Source organism: Syntrophorhabdales bacterium (assembly GCA_035541455.1).
Taxonomy (GTDB): Bacteria; Desulfobacterota; Syntrophorhabdia; order Syntrophorhabdales; family WCHB1-27; genus JADGQN01.
Map to the genome: position 1 here is coordinate 20,102 of DATKNH010000123.1, position 18,261 is coordinate 38,362.

At 53.5% G+C, this 18,261-nt stretch carries 15 protein-coding genes; 3 read left to right on the forward strand and 12 right to left on the reverse strand.

Annotated elements, in window-relative coordinates:
- Window positions 1–61 precede the first annotated feature (61 nt).
- Window positions 62–1,306: an ATP-binding protein gene (locus tag VMT71_13115; GenBank protein HVN24905.1), complete on the forward strand. Its 1,245-nt coding sequence runs from the start codon at window positions 62–64 to the stop codon at window positions 1,304–1,306.
- A gap of 126 nt (window positions 1,307–1,432) precedes the next feature.
- Here VMT71_13115 and VMT71_13120 read toward each other — a convergent pair whose 3' ends face one another.
- The 7 genes from VMT71_13120 to ileS all read right to left on the reverse strand — a co-directional run bounded on the left by VMT71_13120 (window position 1,433) and on the right by ileS (window position 9,634).
- Window positions 1,433–2,689 carry a sugar phosphate nucleotidyltransferase gene (locus tag VMT71_13120; protein ID HVN24906.1) on the reverse strand — a complete coding sequence of 419 codons (1,257 nt, stop codon included), beginning with the start codon at window positions 2,687–2,689 and terminating at the stop codon, window positions 1,433–1,435.
- The gene (locus VMT71_13125) at window positions 2,686–3,921 is read right to left on the reverse strand and encodes a sugar phosphate nucleotidyltransferase (protein ID HVN24907.1); all 1,236 of its coding nucleotides are present in this window, start codon (window positions 3,919–3,921) and stop codon (window positions 2,686–2,688) included. The genes VMT71_13120 and VMT71_13125 overlap by 4 nt, the downstream gene beginning before the upstream one ends.
- 178 nt (window positions 3,922–4,099) lie before the next feature.
- The gene (locus VMT71_13130; GenBank protein HVN24908.1) at window positions 4,100–5,128 is read right to left on the reverse strand and encodes an alcohol dehydrogenase catalytic domain-containing protein; all 1,029 of its coding nucleotides are present in this window, start codon (window positions 5,126–5,128) and stop codon (window positions 4,100–4,102) included.
- A 13-nt stretch (window positions 5,129–5,141) separates the two neighbouring features.
- Complete coding sequence (gene lsrF / locus VMT71_13135) at window positions 5,142–6,044, reverse strand: 3-hydroxy-5-phosphonooxypentane-2,4-dione thiolase (protein HVN24909.1); 903 nt, start codon at window positions 6,042–6,044, stop codon at window positions 5,142–5,144.
- A 37-nt stretch (window positions 6,045–6,081) separates the two neighbouring features.
- Complete coding sequence (locus VMT71_13140) at window positions 6,082–6,330, reverse strand: hypothetical protein (GenBank protein HVN24910.1); 249 nt, start codon at window positions 6,328–6,330, stop codon at window positions 6,082–6,084.
- 89 nt (window positions 6,331–6,419) lie between these two features.
- Window positions 6,420–6,896 carry a signal peptidase II gene (gene lspA / locus VMT71_13145; GenBank protein HVN24911.1) on the reverse strand — a complete coding sequence of 159 codons (477 nt, stop codon included), beginning with the start codon at window positions 6,894–6,896 and terminating at the stop codon, window positions 6,420–6,422.
- Window positions 6,872–9,634 carry an isoleucine--tRNA ligase gene (gene ileS / locus VMT71_13150; protein ID HVN24912.1) on the reverse strand — a complete coding sequence of 921 codons (2,763 nt, stop codon included), beginning with the start codon at window positions 9,632–9,634 and terminating at the stop codon, window positions 6,872–6,874. Before ileS ends, lspA begins: the two co-directional genes overlap by 25 nt.
- A 304-nt stretch (window positions 9,635–9,938) precedes the next feature.
- On the opposite strand from ileS, the gene glgX reads away from it, so the two are divergent.
- Window positions 9,939–12,077 (forward strand): glycogen debranching protein GlgX, encoded by a 2,139-nt coding sequence (gene glgX, locus VMT71_13155; GenBank protein ID HVN24913.1) that lies wholly within the window; start codon window positions 9,939–9,941, stop codon window positions 12,075–12,077.
- Window positions 12,078–12,098: 21 nt separating this feature from the next.
- Here glgX and VMT71_13160 read toward each other — a convergent pair whose 3' ends face one another.
- A complete protein-coding gene (locus tag VMT71_13160) occupies window positions 12,099–12,272 on the reverse strand; it encodes a hypothetical protein (protein HVN24914.1) in 174 nt (57 codons plus the stop codon).
- A gap of 172 nt (window positions 12,273–12,444) precedes the next feature.
- Between VMT71_13160 and VMT71_13165 the strand changes: the two genes are divergently transcribed.
- Window positions 12,445–14,049 carry a hypothetical protein gene (locus VMT71_13165; GenBank protein ID HVN24915.1) on the forward strand — a complete coding sequence of 535 codons (1,605 nt, stop codon included), beginning with the start codon at window positions 12,445–12,447 and terminating at the stop codon, window positions 14,047–14,049.
- Between the two features lie 16 nt (window positions 14,050–14,065).
- On the opposite strand, the gene VMT71_13170 is transcribed toward VMT71_13165, so the two are convergent.
- Genes VMT71_13170 through VMT71_13185 form a run of 4 tightly spaced genes read right to left on the reverse strand, consistent with a single transcriptional unit; the run spans window position 14,066 to window position 18,256 of the window.
- Window positions 14,066–15,199, reverse strand: coding sequence for an ABC transporter permease (locus tag VMT71_13170; protein ID HVN24916.1), 1,134 nt, complete (start codon window positions 15,197–15,199; stop codon window positions 14,066–14,068).
- A 9-nt stretch (window positions 15,200–15,208) separates the two neighbouring features.
- Window positions 15,209–16,342 carry an ABC transporter permease gene (locus VMT71_13175; protein HVN24917.1) on the reverse strand — a complete coding sequence of 378 codons (1,134 nt, stop codon included), beginning with the start codon at window positions 16,340–16,342 and terminating at the stop codon, window positions 15,209–15,211.
- Window positions 16,339–17,319: an ABC transporter ATP-binding protein gene (locus VMT71_13180; protein ID HVN24918.1), complete on the reverse strand. Its 981-nt coding sequence runs from the start codon at window positions 17,317–17,319 to the stop codon at window positions 16,339–16,341. The genes VMT71_13175 and VMT71_13180 overlap by 4 nt, the downstream gene beginning before the upstream one ends.
- Complete coding sequence (locus tag VMT71_13185) at window positions 17,306–18,256, reverse strand: ABC transporter ATP-binding protein (GenBank protein HVN24919.1); 951 nt, start codon at window positions 18,254–18,256, stop codon at window positions 17,306–17,308. The genes VMT71_13180 and VMT71_13185 overlap by 14 nt, the downstream gene beginning before the upstream one ends.
- Window positions 18,257–18,261: the final 5 nt, after the last annotated feature.

Below are 18,261 nucleotides of genomic sequence, written 5' to 3' on the forward strand. Positions count from 1 at the left end.
CGCTGGTTGGTTCATGGTATAATGACCGCGAAAGTGGTGTCGGGCTTCGTAGGCTTCGAACATGAGTAGGAAAAAGAGATCACGCGAAGAAAGCACTGCATCCGGGATGGCGGATCCGCGCGTTGCTGAGTTTCGGGAACTTGAAGCACGGCACGCCGAAGCCGAGCGCGCGCTCAGAGAAAGCGAAGCGCTCTACCGTGCTGTGGTTGAGAGCGTAGCTGACGGTATTGCTATTACCGTGGGCACCACGAGGAGCTTTGTCAATAGAGCATTCTTGGATATCCATGGTCTCAAAGATGCCTCTGAGGTCGTCGGGTTACCCGTCGACCAATTTATTCTCCCCGAGTACAAAGAGCTGGTGCGAAGCCGCATCCTGGCTCGAGAACATGGCGACCCGGTCAAAACGATTGTGGAGTACGAGATCAAGAGACCTGATGGAGAGATCCGTTCTGTACAGGCGTCCGTCGGGACCATCCGGTTCAATGGTGAAATAGCCGGCCTGGCAGTGCTTCGGGATATAACCGAGCAGAAGCGGGCAGAGGAGGAAATCCGGAAACTCAATGAGGCGCTCGAGCACAAAATCGGTGAGCTGAACGAGAGCAACCACGATCTGGAAGCCTTCAACTATTCTGTGTCCCACGATCTTAGGATTCCGCTCGTGGCCATAGACGGGTTCTCGAGGAGGCTCCTCGAACACCACGCCGGGCAGCTTGACGCTAAGGGCTTGCAGCTACTCGAGTTCATCAGAAACGACGCAAAAAAAATGGAGCAGCTTATCCGGGACCTCCTCACCTATGCCCGTCTGGGGCGGCAGGAGATCGGGCTCTCCGTTGTCTCAATGGAGCGACTTGCCCGCGAAATACTGGATGAGTTCGCAGTCGTACATTCGACACGTACCGTGGAGCTCAAAATAGGGAAACTGCCCCCGGCGTACTGCGACGCGTCCATGGTCCGGCAGGTCTTTGTAAATCTGCTCTCCAATGCCTTCAAATTTACGCAATACCGCGATGGCGCACGTATCGAGATTGGCGGCAGCGCATCAGGGACAGGCGAAAACATGTATTGGGTCAAAGATAACGGCGTGGGGTTTGATCCCCGGTCTGCGGAAAAACTTTTTGGAGTTTTTCAGCGGCTGCATGGCTCTGACCGCTTTGAGGGCACGGGTATTGGTCTGGCCATAGTCAAAAGAATTATTGATTTCCACAAGGGACGTGTCTGGGCGGAAGCCAAGCCCGAAGAAGGCGCAACGTTTTATTTTACGTTGCCGGCAAGCCCGGACGCCCAAATTCCAAACCCCAATATCTAAATTCCAAACAAAATCACAAATTCCAATATCTAAACAACGAGTACCGTTCCGTTGTTTAGATATTTGCTGTTTGATATTGTTTGGGATTTGGTGCTTCGATATTGAAAATTGCTGTTCCGTCAGTGGCTATCGTTCTATCGTGCGGCCGTCTTCAAGGACGCCGCCCTGGAAGTCTTCCTCGTGCGCCCCGGAGCTGATGATACAATTTGTTCCCACCCTGACACCGGCTGGAATGATCGCCTGCTTTCCTATCACTGTGAGACCCGAATACACATGAGTGGAATACGCAGCGTTTGGTACGGATGGGTCGCCAAGGCCGACACTTGCCCCCTGGCCGATGACTACTTCCTTGTCGACGATGCACCTTTCGACATGCGCTCCTGCTTTGATTATCGAATCGTGCATCACCACTGAGTCTTTGACCAGCGCGCCTTTTTCCACGACCACGCCCGGTGACAACACAGAATTCTGAACCCTGCCCATGATAGTGCAATTGGGCGAAAGCATGGAATTCACCACTGCTGCACCTTTAACTATTCTCGTCGGAGGACGGTCGTAAAACATCCTGGCAGTAGTGTGGTTAGTCTTAATGTGAGGGAGATGAGGCGTCAGTGCCGATTGCGGGTTGAGCAGATCCATGTTGGTATCCCAGTATGCCTGTATGGTGCCGGCATCACGCCAGTATCCATGGAAGGGATACCCGTAAACTTTCGCCTCTTTCAAAGCTCTCGGTACTACGTGCTGTCCGAAATCCTCCTCTTTGATCTCGTTGAGCGTCTGTACGAGATACTTTCTGTCAAAGACGTAAATACCCATAGATGCCAGATTCGACCTGGCCTTGTGCGGTTTTTCCTGCCAGTCAATTATGCGATCGCGGTTGTCGACTATTCCCACCCCGAAGTGGCGTGTCTCTTCCCAGGGCACAGGAAGCATGCCGATTGTTACGTGCGCTTTGCGCTCGCGATGGAACTTCACCAGCGGCAGATAATCCATGCAGTAGATATGGTCGCCCGAGAGGATCAGCACATCCCTGTAATCTCTGTCCGTGACGAACCCCAGGTTCTGCCTCACGGCATCGGCCGTTCCTTTGTACCAGTCCCAATCCTTTTCGCCGGTCTTGGGTGGAAGGATTTTGACCGCACGTGTACGCCCGTGGAGATCCCACGCAGAACCGTCGCCGATGTGGTCCATGAGGGAGAGAGGCTTGTACTGCGTCAAAATGGCAACCCTCGAAAGGCCGCAGTTTGAAACGTTGCTCAACGTGAAATCAATGATCCGGTAAATGCCGCCGAAAGGTACCGCAGGTTTGGCTCGATGGCGTACGAGTATATTGAGGCGGCTTCCAACGCCGCCTGCCATGAGGACAGCGACCACGTCCCTCATTTCACCACCTCGCCGGACGCATATTCTTTTCTGGAGAAACGGCCCGCATTCATGTTCGGATGGACGATGACGCCGCTGTGGATGATCGTTTCCTCGGGAACGGCGCTTCGCGTTCCGATGACCGAAAGGGCGCCGCGAGGATCATCTCCAACTTGTGCCTTTTCGCCGATTGTTGCCTCGATGTCGGTGATGGCGCGAACTATGGTCGCCTCCCTCCTGACCTTCGTGTCGAAGAAGAGAATCGAGTCTTCGACTACTGCGCCTTTTTCGACGGTCACTCCCGGGAAGAGTACTGATCTGGTGACGCTGCCCTGTATATCGCACCCGGAATAGAAGAGAGAATCTTCAACAGACGCAGAGGGGCCTATGACCGTTGGAGGACAGTCGCGGATGTTGCGGTCTGCCATGTTGGTCATTACCTGCCATGAAGCCAGGTCGATGAGAGGTTGCTTCCCCAGGAGGTCCATGTTGGTCTGCCAATACTCCTCGAGGGTCCTCGTGTATCCCCAGTAGCCATAGTGCTTGAAGCCGAAGACCTTGGAACTCCCGAGCAGGGCAGGGATGATATCTTTTCCGAATTCATGCGAGTCCTTTGAAGCGTTCGCTTCCAATGCTTCATAGAGGAGTTGCGGTTTAAAAACGTATATCGTGAGAGAAGCCCAGTCCAGCATACGTTTACTCGGTTTTTCGGCATACCGGGTTACTATGCCTCCGCTGCGGCTCCATCCTGCTATAGCGCCCTGTCCGAAACGATTAGCGCCCTCTTTTGGCAAAGGGGTGAAACCGATCGTGAGATCAGCCTTTTTCTCCAGGTGAAATTTGATGAGCGCCCGATAATCCATCTTGTAAATATGATCCCCGGACAGGATAAGTATCAAATCGGGTCGAGTCATCTTGATGAAATCAAGGTTCTGGTACACCGCATCCGCAGTGCCTTTGTACCAGTCTGAGGCTTCCCGTCCCTTGAATGGCGGTAGTATGGTTGCAAAACGGTTTCTTCCTGCCATGTCCCACGGTTGGCCGTTTGCTATATGACCGATCAACCGAAGCGGACGATACTGAGAAAGAATGCCGACCCGCTCTATGTCGGAATTCATCAGGTTGCTCATCGGAAAATCTATGATGCGATAAAGAGCACCGAAGGGCAGCACTGACTTGGGCCTGAAGTAGGTCAGAACATCCAGTTCGTTGACCCTGCCGCCAGCGAGCATCAGTGCAAGTATTCCGGCCATGCCTTCCCCTCAAATTCCTGCATCAGTTTCTGGAATGCTTATCCACATAGTATACCCGGAGAGAGACCAGATTTAAAGATAAAGTCTCTGGAGCGCTGGGGCAAGATGCCCGTACGCCCTGAATGAAAGGCAGCGTAACTCTTCGGCTGATTGACACAAAACAAGCAGGTGATCGCTGTTATTCGTGCGGCTTTATGATGACCTTCAAACAGTCCTCGCCCGCGCTCGCAGCCCTGAATCCTTTTGAAATCTCTTGCAGAGTGAACCTGTGCGTGATCAGGTCGCTGACGGTGACGTTTCCGGCCCGGATGAGTTCCATGGCCTGCCTGTTATCAAGGGGGGCAGCTCCGTAGCATGTCTTGAGGCTTACGTCATTTCTCCAGAAGGGGTTGAAATCTATGCCAAGCGCCTCGCCGGGATTGGGCACCGCAAAAAACAAAATGGTGCCGCCGCGATCAACCGACTCCAACGCCTGTTGGGCAGCCGACAAGACCCCGGCGCAAACGATCACCTTATCGGCCAGGCGACCTCCGTTGGACTCTCTCAGGCAGGCCGGGACATCCTCATGTGCGAGCAGTGTCCTTTCTGCCCCGAATCTCTTTGCCGCCTGTAACCTGTACTCGTTGATATCTGTTGCAATAATTTTTCCAGCTCCAAGGGCGCGGGCGAGTTTGATCATGAGCAGCCCCGCTATGCCGCACCCGAGCACTAATAAGGTGTCGCCGGGATTCAGGCCGACCGCTCTTAAGCCTCTGACGACAGTACCCAGGGGCTCGATGAAGGACCCCTCTTCGTAGGAGACCTCTTCGGGGAGCACAAAGGTGCCGGTATCTATGCTGCGTCCGGAAACCCTCAGGTATTCAGAGAATCCCCCTGGGTAAAAATTGGTTTTTGTCTGGAAAACCTGGCACGCGGTTTGGTGGCCTGTCAGACAAAAGTGGCATTGATCGCAGGGGACGTGATGGGTGGTGAAGACCCTGTCTCCTTTGTTCAGATGCGTTATCTCCTCGCCAACCTCGACTATTTCTCCGGTGAGTTCATGCCCCAGCACCAGGGGCGCCTTCTTGATGCGATACCATTCGAGCACGTCGCTGCCGCATATGCCGCTCGCCATCACCTTGATGAGAATATCTCTCGCACCAACCGAGGGTATTGCCATTTCCTCGACGTCAACTTTACTGTTGTTGTAATACATCCCCACGCGCATGAATACCTGCCCTCTATCGCTTCTTCTTTCCCCGTGCGGTGGTGTTCTTCTCGCTCAGAAAGAAATCAAACGCGGCCTTGGGCTTCACCCCCTCGTGCACCACTTTCCTGATTGCCTTAATCATCGCAAGGGGTGCATCGGACTGAAAGATATTGCGTCCCATATCTACACCTGCAGCGCCGTCCTGAATCGCGTTGTAGGCCATGGTAAGGGCTTCCAGTTCCGGGAGTTTTTTACCTCCAGCGATAACGATCGGCACCGGACAGGAGGCAGCCACTGTATCGAACCCCTTGGGTACATAGTACGTCTTGACATACGTGACACCAAGCTCGGCGATGATCCTTGCTGCCAGGCGCATGTACTTGGCATCACGTGCCATATCCTTTCCTACGGCCGTAACCCCCAGGGTGGGAATGCCGTAGCGATTGCCCATGTCAACAAGCCGCGTCATGTTGTGAACCGACTGGGTTTCCATCTTGCCGCCGACAAAGACCTGGACAGCCATGGCAGCCACATTGAGGCGGATGGCCTCATCGATATCAATGGCAATCTGCTCATTCGACAGATCGCTCAAGATGCTGGGACCTCCGCTTGCCCTCAGCACAATGCCCTTGTCAAATGTGGGCGGTATAATCGTACGGAGAACGCCGCGCGTCAGCATCAGGGTGTCGGCGTAAGGAAGAAGCGGGAGAATGGTCACGTCAACACGTTCCAGCCCCGTTGTAGGGCCCTGAAAATAACCATGGTCTATGGCCAGCATGACCGTTTTACCTGACTTGGAGTCGAATATTCTTGAGAGGCGGTTTTTCATGCCCCAATCGTAGGAGTTGCAGCCTTTAAGGAAGAATGCTTCGCATTTTGCCGGGATGTCCACATAGAACTCTTTTTCCTTTTCCGATTCATCGATTTCAGGCATAGTCAGTAGCTCCTTTCATGATCTGACGTGCTTGGTCTTACGATCTCTTGAACTTTTCGTTCAGCACTCTCCTGAACCGCGGTGCATAGATGATGTCGAACGTCTCTTCCTTATCAGGAAAAAGGAGCAGCGCGTGTTTCTTGACGCCTTCAACAACGCCGATGGCCTGATCGTGCGTTATTTCCTGTGTGCGGATGTACTGGATGGCAAAATCCACAATGAATCGTAGCCGCCGGACTTTTTTGTTTTCTTCATTGAGCGCCTGCTCCAGCTCATCGTCCTTCATGGTGCACCACAAAAAGAATGTTGCGCGTTACGAGTTCCGTGTTACGCGTTTAAAGATATTTGAGAACCCGCACATCTCAATAGTATATATTAGTCCTCGTGGTCGACTTTCTTTGTCAGGAAGATTTGCGCGAATATCCAGAGGCCGATACCGAAACTTATCGACATGTCCGCCACGTTGAAGGCAGGCCAATGGTACTGCTTGTAGTACACGTCGATGAAATCCGTTACGTACCCGAAGCGTAGCCGGTCGTACATATTGCCCAGAGCACCTGCAAGGACGCACGTAAGAGCGAACATTACAGTCGCTGTGTGACGATGCCGCAAAAGGTAGTAAACAAGCAAGCATATGATGATGATCGGCAGAACAAGAAAAATATACCCTGCAGAGCTGTCCTGCGACAGAAAGCCGAACGCGCCCCCGTAATTGCGTGCGTGGACGATGGACAGATAAGGCGAGATATCAACAGCGCTAAGGTAGGGAAGGTTCTTGACGACCAGAACCTTGGTCAGCCTGTCAGAAGCGACGATGAGAAGAACGGTCAGGAGGTAAGGGACGCTCTGCATCGTGCACACAGGTTGGGGAATTCCCCCGCGCTCTGAATATCTGTGGAATACTGCCAGCAGCGCTGACACTTCTGGCCGTCCGCGAAAGATACGGTGATCCTGGTTTCATCCCCTTTTGCCAGCTCGACCTGGGAAACAATGAGGAGGTCCTTCAGTTCGTCTCCCAGCTTGGTCATGAGCCCGTACTCTTCCGGAGGAAGCTCGAGCTGCACCCTTGCGTCCAGCGGGTGACCGATAAGCTTTTCCACTCTCTTATCTTCGATCTTTTTATTGACGGCTTCCCTTATCGCCCAGATGCGTTCCCACTCGCTTTCCAGCTGCTCATCCAGATATAATTTGTTTACTTCGGGGAACTCGCTGAGCAGCACCGATTCTTCCTTGACCAACGGTTTCAAGTACGACCACATTTCCTCCGAGGTAAAAGAGAGGATGGGGGCCGCAAGTTTCACCAGGGTGGTAAGGGTTTCAAAGACCACGCTCTGCGAGGCCCGCCTTCTCACCGCATCCTTTTTTTCAACGTACATTCTGTCCTTGATGATGTCGAGATAGAGTGCGCTCAACTCTATGGCACAGAAGTTGTGGATTGCGTGGTAGATAGTGTGAAAGGCATAGGTTTGATAGGCTTCCTTCACTTTCCCGACAAGATTCTGCAGGCGCGAAAGCAGCCAGCGGTCGAGATAGGAGAGCTGTTCACTGGATACCCGGTGCTCGGCAGGGTCGAAATCCCCGTGAAGATTGGCGTGGAGAAATCGAAACGTGTTTCTTATTCTCCGGTAGGTCTCCACGATCCTGTCGATCATCTCCTTTGAGATCTTGATGTCGTCTCTATAATCCTCGTACGTTACCCAAAGGCGCAGGATCTCCGCGCCATACTTCTCGATGATCTCTTCAGGCGCAATGATGTTGCCCAGCGACTTCGACATCTTTCTTCCTTTTCCGTCGACCACAAATCCATGCGTGAGTACTGACCTGTAGGGTGGTACACCATTGTTGCCGACAGATACGAGCAGCGAACTGTGGAACCAGCCGCGGTGCTGATCGCTTCCCTCCAGGTACATGTCGCAGGGGAACTTCAGACCGTCCCGTACCTTCAGCACTGCCGCAAAACTGGAACCGGAGTCGAACCAGACATCGAGAATGTCCTGCTCTTTCACGAAGGTTGTGTTGCCGCACGTGCACGTGGCGCCTTCAGGAAGAAATGCGGAAGCTTCTTCTTCGAACCAGACATCAGCCCCATTTTTCCGCACTGCTTCGGTGATCATACGGAAAGAGTCGTCGCTCCAATAGGGTTCCCGGCACTCCTCGCAGTAGAAGATAGTAATCGGCACACCCCAGCTTCTCTGTCGGGAGATACACCAGTCAGGCCGCTGAGCGAGCATGTTATAGATGCGATCTCTGCCCCAGGATGGAATCCAGGTGACCTGCCGATCGATACTTTCCAGCGAGCGCTTCCTGAGATCCTTAGCGTCCATCGATATGAACCACTGCTCCGTGGCTCGAAATATAACAGGCTTTTTGCATCGCCAGCAATGGGGATAGGAGTGCTCGATCGGCTCGGTGAACAGGAGCGCGCCGATCTCTTTCAGCTTTTCGATGATGGGTCCATTGCTTTCAAAAACGTTCATGCCCTGAAAAGCTTCGACGTCCCTGGTGAACTCTCCTTTCTCGTTAACGGGCGAATAGACGTCAAGACCATACTCGAGGCCGGTCTCATAGTCTTCCTCACCATGCCCTGGTGCAATGTGGACAGCGCCGGTGCCCACATCTTTTGTCACGTAATCTGCAAATACGACGACCGACGGCCGATCTATGAAGGGGTGTTGAAAGACAAGTTCCTTGAGCACCTCGACCGGAACCTCCCCGATGACGCGATACGTGGTGATGCCCGCCTTCGTCATGGTATCCTTGACCAGGTCCTCAACCATCAGGTAAATCTGCTCTCCCGCTTCAACCGCAACATACCTGAAATCAGGATGGATGGCGATGGCGAGGTTTGCCGGCAGAGTCCATGGCGTGGTGGTCCAGATGAGCATGAATATGGGGTTCTTCGGATATTCCTTGAAGAACTCATGCGTCGAGCGCAGGGGAAATTTTACGTAGATGGACGGCGACGTCTTCATCTCGTATTCGATCTCTGCCTCGGCGAGCGCAGTCCTGCAGTTTACGCACCAGTGCACGGGTTTTTTCTTCCGGTAGACTTCCCCCCGCTGGAAGAACTGGGCAAGCTCGCTGATGATCGTGGCCTGGTACGCGTAGTCCATGGTGATGTACGGCCTCTGCCAATCACCCATGCCTCCCAGCCTCTTGAATTCCTCTCTCTGGATGTCGATGAAACGTTCGGCGTACTTCCTGCAGTACCGCCTGAATTCCGCCTTTGCCATGGGCTGTTTGTTACGATCTTTCTTGTCCTGGATCTCCTTTTCCACCTGGTTCTCGATGGGAAGACCATGGCAGTCCCAGCCCGGCACGTAGTCGGCGCGCAGCCCCGCCATGAATTTGGATTTGACGATGATGTCCTTCAGTATTTTGTTCAGGGCGGTCCCGAGATGTATGTGCCCGTTGGCATAGGGCGGTCCATCATGCAGGATAAAAGTCGGCGCACCTTGCCGAGCCTCGAGGAGCTTGCCGTAAACGTCGATCTGGTTCCAGAACTGGAGGATCTGCTTTTCCTTTACGGGCAAGTTACCCCTCATGGGAAAGGGGGTCTTGGGCAAATTAAGTGTTTCCTTATAGTCCATGCTGTCCTCGCTCGCTACTACCCGGAGCAATCAATCCGGAGCAATCAATATCTGCGTGTCAGCGTTATCTTCAAATGTTTCCGAGCCCGGTTCACTGACGGAATATTCCGTTGTTTATCCGGGTGAAATGAGTGCGCGTGCGTATGTAAGTAGACGCTAGCCCTTAAAAATAGCACAAAAACAGGCCTTTGCGCAAGGCTTAGGGTCAGTGGTCGGTGACCGGTGAGCGGCGACAGGCACCAGGGTAAAGCGGCTTGACAGCCGGGAGGTTCTGCATTAGAACCTTAGCTGGGAAGGTGAGATCATGGCCTACGAGCTTATTCAGAAGACAAACAAACGACTTTCTCCCGGAACGTTTTACCCTCTCGGTGCAACGCCGATAGCCGACGGGGTAAATTTCTCCATCTACTCTCGATACGCCCGGGAGGTGTATCTCTTGCTCTTTGATCTGTCTGACGGAGAGCCTACGGATATTATTCAACTGGGGAGTCGTACCCGCTATTGCTGGCATACTTGTGTTCATGACATAGCAGCCGGGCAGCTCTATGGATACAAGATCAGGGGCGACTATAATCCGGCATGGGGTTCGAGGTTCAATGAACACAAACTTCTGATGGATCCTTACAGCAAGGCGCTTACCGGCAAGTTCAGGAATATTGACAATCTGCTGCTGGCTTATGATGCTTCTTCACCGGGCAGGGACCTTACTGTGGACGCGAGGGACAGCACCCGGATCGTTCCCAAGTCCATAGTGGTCGATGACGACGCTTTCGATTGGCAGGGCGATGTGCCGCCGGGCATTGCCCCCGAGGATATGATTATCTACGAGGTACACGTAAAAGGATTTACCGCACACCCATCGTCAGGAGTCTCCAAACCGGGCACCTATCTGGGCTTTATCGAAAAAATCCCCTACCTGAAGACCCTCGGAATCAACGCTGTCGAGTTAATGCCCGTGCACGAGTTTTATGTTGACGATTTTCTGCTCGCAAAGGGCCTGACCAACTACTGGGGGTATAACAGCATCGGTTTTTTTGCGCCGGAAAGCTCTTACGGCACCGGGGTAAAGCCCGGCTGCCAGGTGAATGAATTCAAGACACTGGTTCGGGAACTCCACAAGGCCGGCATCGAGGTGATCCTCGATGTGGTCTATAATCATAGCGGCGAGGGAAATGAACTGGGGCCGACCATCTGTTTCAAGGGCGTGGATAACGGCACCTACTACGCGCTTGCCGGGACAGGCGGTGAGCCGTTCCGCTACTATATGAATTACACGGGCTGCGGCAACAGCCTGAACCTGTCCAATCCCCATGTCATACGGTTTGTAATGGATTCTCTCCGGTACTGGGTTCAGATGATGCATGTTGATGGCTTCAGGTTCGATCTGGCGTCAGTCCTGGGGCGGGAGGATGGTTATTTTCGCACGTCAGCCTCCTTCTTTGACGCTGTGTCGCAGGACCCGCTGCTCTCGCGCGTGAAGCTCGTCGCAGAACCCTGGGATATAGGAACCTACCAGGTGGGCAATTTTCCCATAGACTGGTCGGAGTGGAACGGGAAATTCAGGGACACTGTGCGAAAATTCGGCAAGGGCGACACCGGACAGGTGAAGGACATGGGCTGGCGGCTCACGGGCTCTGCCGACCTCTACGGAGACGATGGAAGGTCCGCCTATAACAGCATCAACTTCGTGACCTGCCACGACGGATTCACGCTCAATGACCTGGTTTCGTACAATTACAAGCATAACGAGGCCAACCAGGAAAACAACAACGACGGGAGTAATGACAATAATTCGTGGAATTGCGGCGTTGAAGGAAAGACCGATGACCCGGCAGTCTTAAAACTGAGAAAGCAACTGGTGAAAAATTATATCTGTCATCTCATCTTTTCATCCGGTATGCCGATGATACTCGGCGGTGACGAGTGCATGAGGACACAAGCAGGCAACAACAACGCGTACTGCCAGGATAATGAATTGAGCTGGTTTGATTGGCGACTGATTGATGAGCATGCGGACGTTATTGAATTCGTGAGGAAAGCAATTGCTCTCGAGAAAAGATTTAGCGTACTCCGAAGACGAAAGTTCTTGCTGGGTGAAGATCTGGACGCAGACAGCGTGCCGGATCTGACGTGGTACGGATTTAATCTGGACACGCCTGCATGGGATGATCCGGAGCTCCGCACAATGTGCTACAAGCTCGAAGAGCAGGAGAGCGACTCAGCTGCCAGCGGTTATCACATATTCTTTATCTTGAATGGAGACTGGAGAGAACAGAGAGTAGCGCTGCCGCTCCTCGCTGATGGCAAGCGCTGGTACAGGGTGATTGATACGAGCCTCCCTACGGGAGAGGACTTTTCTGCCGAGGGCGCCGAAGTGCTGATAGACCCTTCGGCATATTACATTGCCAATCCCAGGAGCACCGTCGCACTTCTCGGCAAATAGGGTCGCAGCCTTGCTGATCCCTCACGCTGTGGTGATATTGTAGCTGCGGCACTCGGGGCAGGATACTGACGCGGGTTTACTTTTGCTCACATCTTCTTTGCCGGTCGCCGAGCGGCCTTGAGGCTGGATTTCTTTGGACTCCTTGATTTCGAACCGGCAGCCACAATCGTTGCAGAGCAACTGTTTCGATTTCATAAAGGCTCCTTCGTTATTATCTATAGTCATACTATAAGGCAGAGAAACGAATTGTCTAGGCCAAAGCCTTATGTGTCTGCGGCATCTATCGGAAGATCTTTCCATATTTCGATTGACCAGGTGTCCCTCTGCGTCTATCATTCATTACATGAAGAATTGAGACTCGGTACATATGCTGAATAAAGATTGCGTCACGCAGCTCAACAGAGCAGATGGTATATCGGAATCAGAGAGAGAAGCGGTGCTGCGCCTGTTTTGCGAAGCGGGCAATGTCAACCTGGTTGCATTAGTCGGCCAGTACCTCGCCTCCATGAATCAGGATCTGGATAGCAGATGGCTGGCGCAGAAGCTGACGCCGCCTCAAATCATTGAGGGGAAACTGCCCGATGATGCAGACGAAGTAGTTGACATCGTAGGCATCGGAGGTATGTTTGCGTACCTGAACCTGCTTTACCAGGCGCACAAACATGGAGGGCGCCACGCTGTTGTCACGAATCCGCGCGATATATTCAGCTTTTCCGGGTGGACCGTGCACCCCGAAGAAGACATGGATCAGCGGCTCATAGAGATGTTCCAGACAAAGTCGCTCGTGGTCAATGAAGCGAAACGTATTCTGGGATTCATCGACGGGCCCCAGTTTATCCGTCATAAGGCGTTCAAGATCGATTATGAAAGTGTGGCAGCCATGCTGATGGACAACAGGCAAGAGCTGATCAAGAATGTGAAGGTGGCGTTGCACTACTCGCTTCTTGAGCTGGCCGACACGGACAAACGATACGCAAGACGCAACCTGAAGAGGAATCAGGCAACGCTGTGCGCCCTCGAGGAGATGGGTCTTGTCGGCGATGATCCGGGGCATGACGTGGCGAATCTGTGCGGCAGGGTGGTATTTGAAATTGAAGGCGAAGGCAAAATAAAATGGAAAAACAGGCTGAAAGAGGAATTCGGAATTGCGGAAAGGCTTCTCACGCAGAAGGAAGTAGAGCAACTCTACGGCTCCACGATTCCAATGATGGACGAGATCAAGAGCGGAAGGATACGAGCTGTGCGATATCCGGGCGGCCATTTCGTGCTGGGTCACAAGGAGAATGCCCTCGCCTACGCGAGAGAGAGGAATATTCTGGTCTACGACAACGCGGTTGTTTCTCGTATAATCGTCGACACCGCACTCGGCAAACATGCCCTCGCGCTCAAGCTCGCCGATGGCACGGAGAAGAGCATCATTGCTGATGTGCTGCTTATGGCCTTGGGGAATTATGATAGGGATATCATCACCGTCGATGGCGTGAGCGCGCTCTTTGCCGTCATTACCGAAAGCAGCAGTTACAGGATTCATCCCGCAGGGATGGGCGAGGGTGGGACCATCCACGTGGTCCCCGTCTGGTCACTGCAGACATCCAAAGAGGGGAGGGTTCTTTATTATCACCTAGGCAAAGCGACAAATGGCGCCATCATGGGAAGAGACCCTCTGCGCCCCAAGTCGCTCGATCGGGACAGGTCCTTCCTGCTTCACCTTGGGGCCAGCTTGAAGCGTATCGTTCCGCCTGACGGAACGTTTCTATGGCTCGCTGCTACAGAATGCGGACGACCCGTATCAGCATTGCAGGGCTACAGCGTTGCTCCGCTGTACGATCAGGTGAGATCTGGCAGAGGCTCCGCCGGAAGGTATCCCCCCAGTTTTAACGCAACCGGCGGCTGTGGTCTGGGGGCGAACACGGCAATCATTCCTGAAGTTCAGGACGTGCTCGACCAGAGGAACATGCACCGAGAGAGATAACGCTGGCTGGAAGAGATCAATCAAGCGATTTCTGGAAGCGAAGAACACTGACCGTCAGCATGATTATACTCAAAAGAGCCATTCCAGCCATCTCCTGCCAGAGCTCGGCGAGTCCGCCTCCTTTAAGGTAGATGCTCCGCAAGACTTCCTGGAAGTAACGAAGCGGGTTAAGATAGGTCAGCCACTGCATCACCTCGGGCATGCTGCTGATGGGTGAGCCGAATCCGGAAAAGAGAATTGCGGGCATGATAAAAAAGAATGCGGTTACCATTGCCTGCTGCTGTGTCCTTGATACCGTGGAGATGAAAAGCCCGATGGCGAGCACGCACATCAGGAAGAGGACCGTGCCAAGGGCCAGCACACCCAGACTGCCGCGCAACGGAACACCGAACCAGAGTGTGCCGAACGCCGAAATCAGGATTGCATCAAAGAGCCCGATAATGAAGAAAGGGACTGTTTTCCCGAGAATAAATTCGACGCGCCGGATGGGAGTGACCATCATCTGCTCGAGCGTCCCTATTTCGCGCTCCCTTACCACGGAAAAAGCGGTCAGGTTCATGACGATCAACATGATCAGGTTGCCGATCACGCCTGGAATGAAGAACCAGCGGTCCGATATGTCGACGTTATACCAGGGCCTGCGATCGAGCACAATGCGCGGTATACCCGACAGAAGCGCGGGCGCTGTGCGCTCCAGACGCTGAATCTGAAAGTCCTGGGCAAAGTTCGCTGCCACCTGGTTAACGTAGCCGAGGCCGATAAGCGCAGTGTTCGAGCTTGCAGCATCCACAATCACCTGGATGGGCGCTGTTTCGCCCTTACCGAGTAAGCGGGCGAAACCCTCATTGATCTGTATCGCCAGGATCACATCGCCCCGCTCGATCAGGAGAGGGATCTGTCTTCGGTCCGCGGGGATCTGGCGTACCTGGAAGTAGTGACTTGCCGCAAAGCGGGAGATGAGATCGCGGCTCGCCTGGGTGTTATCGTAATCGACCACGGCGGTAGGCATATGTTTGATCTCCAGCGTGGCCGCGTACCCGAAGATGAGCATCTGCAACATTGGGGGAACGATAAGAACAAAGCGGGTCCTCCTGTCGCGAAGGACCTGGATAAATTCCTTGATTAGCATCTGGCGCAGACGGCCCAGCATAATTCCCCGTTAGGTCAGTTTCTTCTTGAAACTGCGTGTCGCGACGAAGACGAGAAGGCACGACATAAACGCCAGGGCAAGGAGATCATTCAGCAGTAGTGTGATCGGCGATCCTTTCAGGAAGACATTGCGGATCACGTCCATATAGTACCTTGCCGGCATGATATACGTCACCGCCTGAACGGCGACGGGCATCTGCTCTATCGGAAAGAGAAATCCCGACAGCAAGAATGCCGGGAGGAATGTGGCGAGGAGCGAAATCTGACTGGCTGCAAGCTGTGATTTCGCAACAACGGAAAAGAAATATCCGAGCGACAGAACCACGATCAGAAAAAGAGCAGAGGCAATGAAGAAGACGCTCCAGCTGCCGCGGAAAGGCACGCCGAACCATAATGTGCCAAACCCGACGCACAAACAGGTATCCAGCATGCCGATAACAAAATAAGGAGCCAGCTTGCCGAGCATCAATTCGAGCTCGGTCACGGGAGTGGAGATAAGCTGTTCCATGGTGCCTCTTTCCCATTCGCGTGCAATGGTCAGAGCGGTCAGGAATACCCCGATCACGGCCATTACAATGACGACAACCCCGGGCACGATGTTGACCATGCTCTCAAGATTCTCATTGAACCAGGTCCTCGACTCCACACTGATCGGCGGATTCATCTTCTTGATTCCATGACGCTGGATCCAGTCGAGTTGAACCCGTTGCGAATAGGTCTGGATCACAGCCTGGCTGTAGGCAATCGCGATATTTGCAGTGTTGCTGTCTGTCGCATCGATCAACGCCTGTATGCTCACCGGCCCGCCTGCATTGAGCCTGAGAGAGAAGTCATGGGGAATCACGATGGCGAGCTTGCAGGCACCCCTGTCGAGCGCGCGAACGAGCGCCGCATAATCAGATACCGCCTTTTTTACATTGAAATACTCAGATGCCTGAAAATGCTTCAGTAGGTTCTGGCTCTGCTGGCTGCCTTCGCGGTCGAAGACGTATACGGGCAGATGCTTGATATCGAGGCTGATGCCATAGCCGAATGCAAGCATCATCGCGATCGGCATTGCCACAACAATACCTACGCTCCTGGCATCACGCACGATCTGAAGCACTTCTTTCTTGGCTACGGCGACCAGCCTGTGCAGCTTCATTGCACGTTTTTCGCCTCCGCTGATTTCGTGCGAGATTCTGCCTGCCGTGTCGTGAGCGCTACGAATACGTCTTCCAGTGTGGGGCTGATCGGTTCCATTTTTGACACGGTGACACCGTGCTCCGAGAGATACTCCATGAGACCTGCCATCCCCTCTTGTGCGTCAGTCACCACAACATGGACGGCGCTGCCGAAAATAGCTGCATCCAGAACGCCGGGTGCGTTCTGAAGAAGTTCCAGAGCATCACCCAGCGGCTCACACCCCACGAGCAGAAGCTCACCCTTCATTGCTCCTGACTTGAGTTCAGATGGCGAACCGGAGGCAACAACCTTACCACGATCGATCAAGACGAGCTGGCGACAGTATTCCGCCTCGTCCATATAGTGTGTTGTGACAAACACGGTAACGCCCTCCGCAGCCATGCGGTGAATCAACTCCCAGAACTGTCGCCTTGATACGGGGTCCACGCCTGAAGTCGGTTCATCAAGAAATAGTATCGAAGGGTGGTGCAGCACTGCGCACCCTAAGGCCAGACGCTGCTTCCATCCGGTTGCCAGGGTGCCTGTCAATGCGGACTCACGGCCTTTCAACCCTGCCATCTCCAGGACCCAATCAGCTCGTTCAGCCATTGCCGCATCCGGCACGCTGTACATACCCGCAAAGAACCTGATGTTCTCTATCACTTTCAGATCATTGTAGAGCGAGAACTTCTGAGACATGTAGCCGATCTTTTGACGCACTGCTTCGGGCTGACGCGCAACGTCAAGGCCTGCCACCGTGGCCTTGCCTTCTGTGGGACGCAGCAGGCCGCACAGTATCCGTATGGTTGTGGATTTGCCTGCGCCATTTGGTCCGAGGAAACCGAATATCTCTCCGGGCTGCGCCTCGAACGAGACGTGGTCCACGGCAACGAAATCGCCGAACTTTTTGACCAGATTGTTAACGATCACAGACGGAGTGCCGTTATTCTTTTCCATTCCTCGCACGTGCATTTTCGACTGTCTGAACAAAGAGGTCCTCTACGTTTGGGACGATCCGTTCGATCCGATCAACCGGTAGATTGGCCGATTGAATCTGTGCCCGAAGCTCGGGAATCCGTCTCTTCGCATCATCCACCATGAGATGCAATCCATCTCCCACCAATACCATATTCAATACGCCCTCCGTGTCTCTCAACAGATCCTTAAGCCGTCTCGGTTCAGGCGAAACCACGACAACAACGTCTCCCGATATTTTCTTCTTCAGCTCTGCAGGCGTATCGGAATAGAGGAGCCGCCCCTGATGCAACAAGGCGACGCGGTGGCATCGCTCTGCTTCATCGAGATAAGAAGTGGAGATGAGTATTGCAACGTTTTCGCCGAGCAGAGAATAGAGAATACGCCAGAAATCGCGGCGGGAGACCGGATCAACGCCGTTCGTCGGTTCGTCGAGAAGAATCACCTGCGGTGTGTGTATCAAGGCACATATCAATCCCAGCTTCTGCTTCATTCCGCCGGAGAGCTTTCCCGCAAGCCGTTTACCGAAAGGGCCCATGCCCGCGGCATCAAGCAGGCTGGCTGCGCGCCGCTCCCTGTCAGCTCTGGACATGCCGAAAACACCGGCGTAAAAACGAATATTCTCATCCACGGTCAGATCTTCATAGAGACCGAAGCGCTGGGACATATAGCTGATATGATGTTTGACCCGCTCGGGGTGGCGGCCCACATCAAGGCCGGCAACTGTTGCCCGCCCGGAACTTGGTGTGAGCACACCGGCAAGCATGCGCAGCGTAGTTGTTTTGCCTGCGCCGTCGGGTCCAACCAAACCGAAAATTTCACCGGGTTTCACATCGAAGCTCAGGTGGTCCACGGCGACAACGCCGGGGAACTGCATGGTCAACTCATCTACTTTGATGGCGTAGCCATTATCACTCATAAGAA

What these genes read in the sequence shown, in the direction of transcription:
- VMT71_13115 (HVN24905.1), top strand. Translation starts at nt 62, where the DNA reads ATGAGTAGGAAAAAGAGATCACGCGAAGAAAGCACTGCATCCGGGATG.
- VMT71_13120 (HVN24906.1), bottom strand. Translation starts at nt 2,689, where the DNA reads ATGAGGGACGTGGTCGCTGTCCTCATGGCAGGCGGCGTTGGAAGCCGC.
- VMT71_13125 (HVN24907.1), bottom strand. Translation starts at nt 3,921, where the DNA reads ATGGCCGGAATACTTGCACTGATGCTCGCTGGCGGCAGGGTCAACGAA.
- VMT71_13130 (HVN24908.1), bottom strand. Translation starts at nt 5,128, where the DNA reads ATGCGCGTGGGGATGTATTACAACAACAGTAAAGTTGACGTCGAGGAA.
- lsrF (HVN24909.1), bottom strand. Translation starts at nt 6,044, where the DNA reads ATGCCTGAAATCGATGAATCGGAAAAGGAAAAAGAGTTCTATGTGGAC.
- VMT71_13140 (HVN24910.1), bottom strand. Translation starts at nt 6,330, where the DNA reads ATGAAGGACGATGAGCTGGAGCAGGCGCTCAATGAAGAAAACAAAAAA.
- lspA (HVN24911.1), bottom strand. Translation starts at nt 6,896, where the DNA reads ATGCAGAGCGTCCCTTACCTCCTGACCGTTCTTCTCATCGTCGCTTCT.
- ileS (HVN24912.1), bottom strand. Translation starts at nt 9,634, where the DNA reads ATGGACTATAAGGAAACACTTAATTTGCCCAAGACCCCCTTTCCCATG.
- glgX (HVN24913.1), top strand. Translation starts at nt 9,939, where the DNA reads ATGGCCTACGAGCTTATTCAGAAGACAAACAAACGACTTTCTCCCGGA.
- VMT71_13160 (HVN24914.1), bottom strand. Translation starts at nt 12,272, where the DNA reads ATGAAATCGAAACAGTTGCTCTGCAACGATTGTGGCTGCCGGTTCGAA.
- VMT71_13165 (HVN24915.1), top strand. Translation starts at nt 12,445, where the DNA reads ATGCTGAATAAAGATTGCGTCACGCAGCTCAACAGAGCAGATGGTATA.
- VMT71_13170 (HVN24916.1), bottom strand. Translation starts at nt 15,199, where the DNA reads ATGCTGGGCCGTCTGCGCCAGATGCTAATCAAGGAATTTATCCAGGTC.
- VMT71_13175 (HVN24917.1), bottom strand. Translation starts at nt 16,342, where the DNA reads ATGAAGCTGCACAGGCTGGTCGCCGTAGCCAAGAAAGAAGTGCTTCAG.
- VMT71_13180 (HVN24918.1), bottom strand. Translation starts at nt 17,319, where the DNA reads ATGGAAAAGAATAACGGCACTCCGTCTGTGATCGTTAACAATCTGGTC.
- VMT71_13185 (HVN24919.1), bottom strand. Translation starts at nt 18,256, where the DNA reads ATGAGTGATAATGGCTACGCCATCAAAGTAGATGAGTTGACCATGCAG.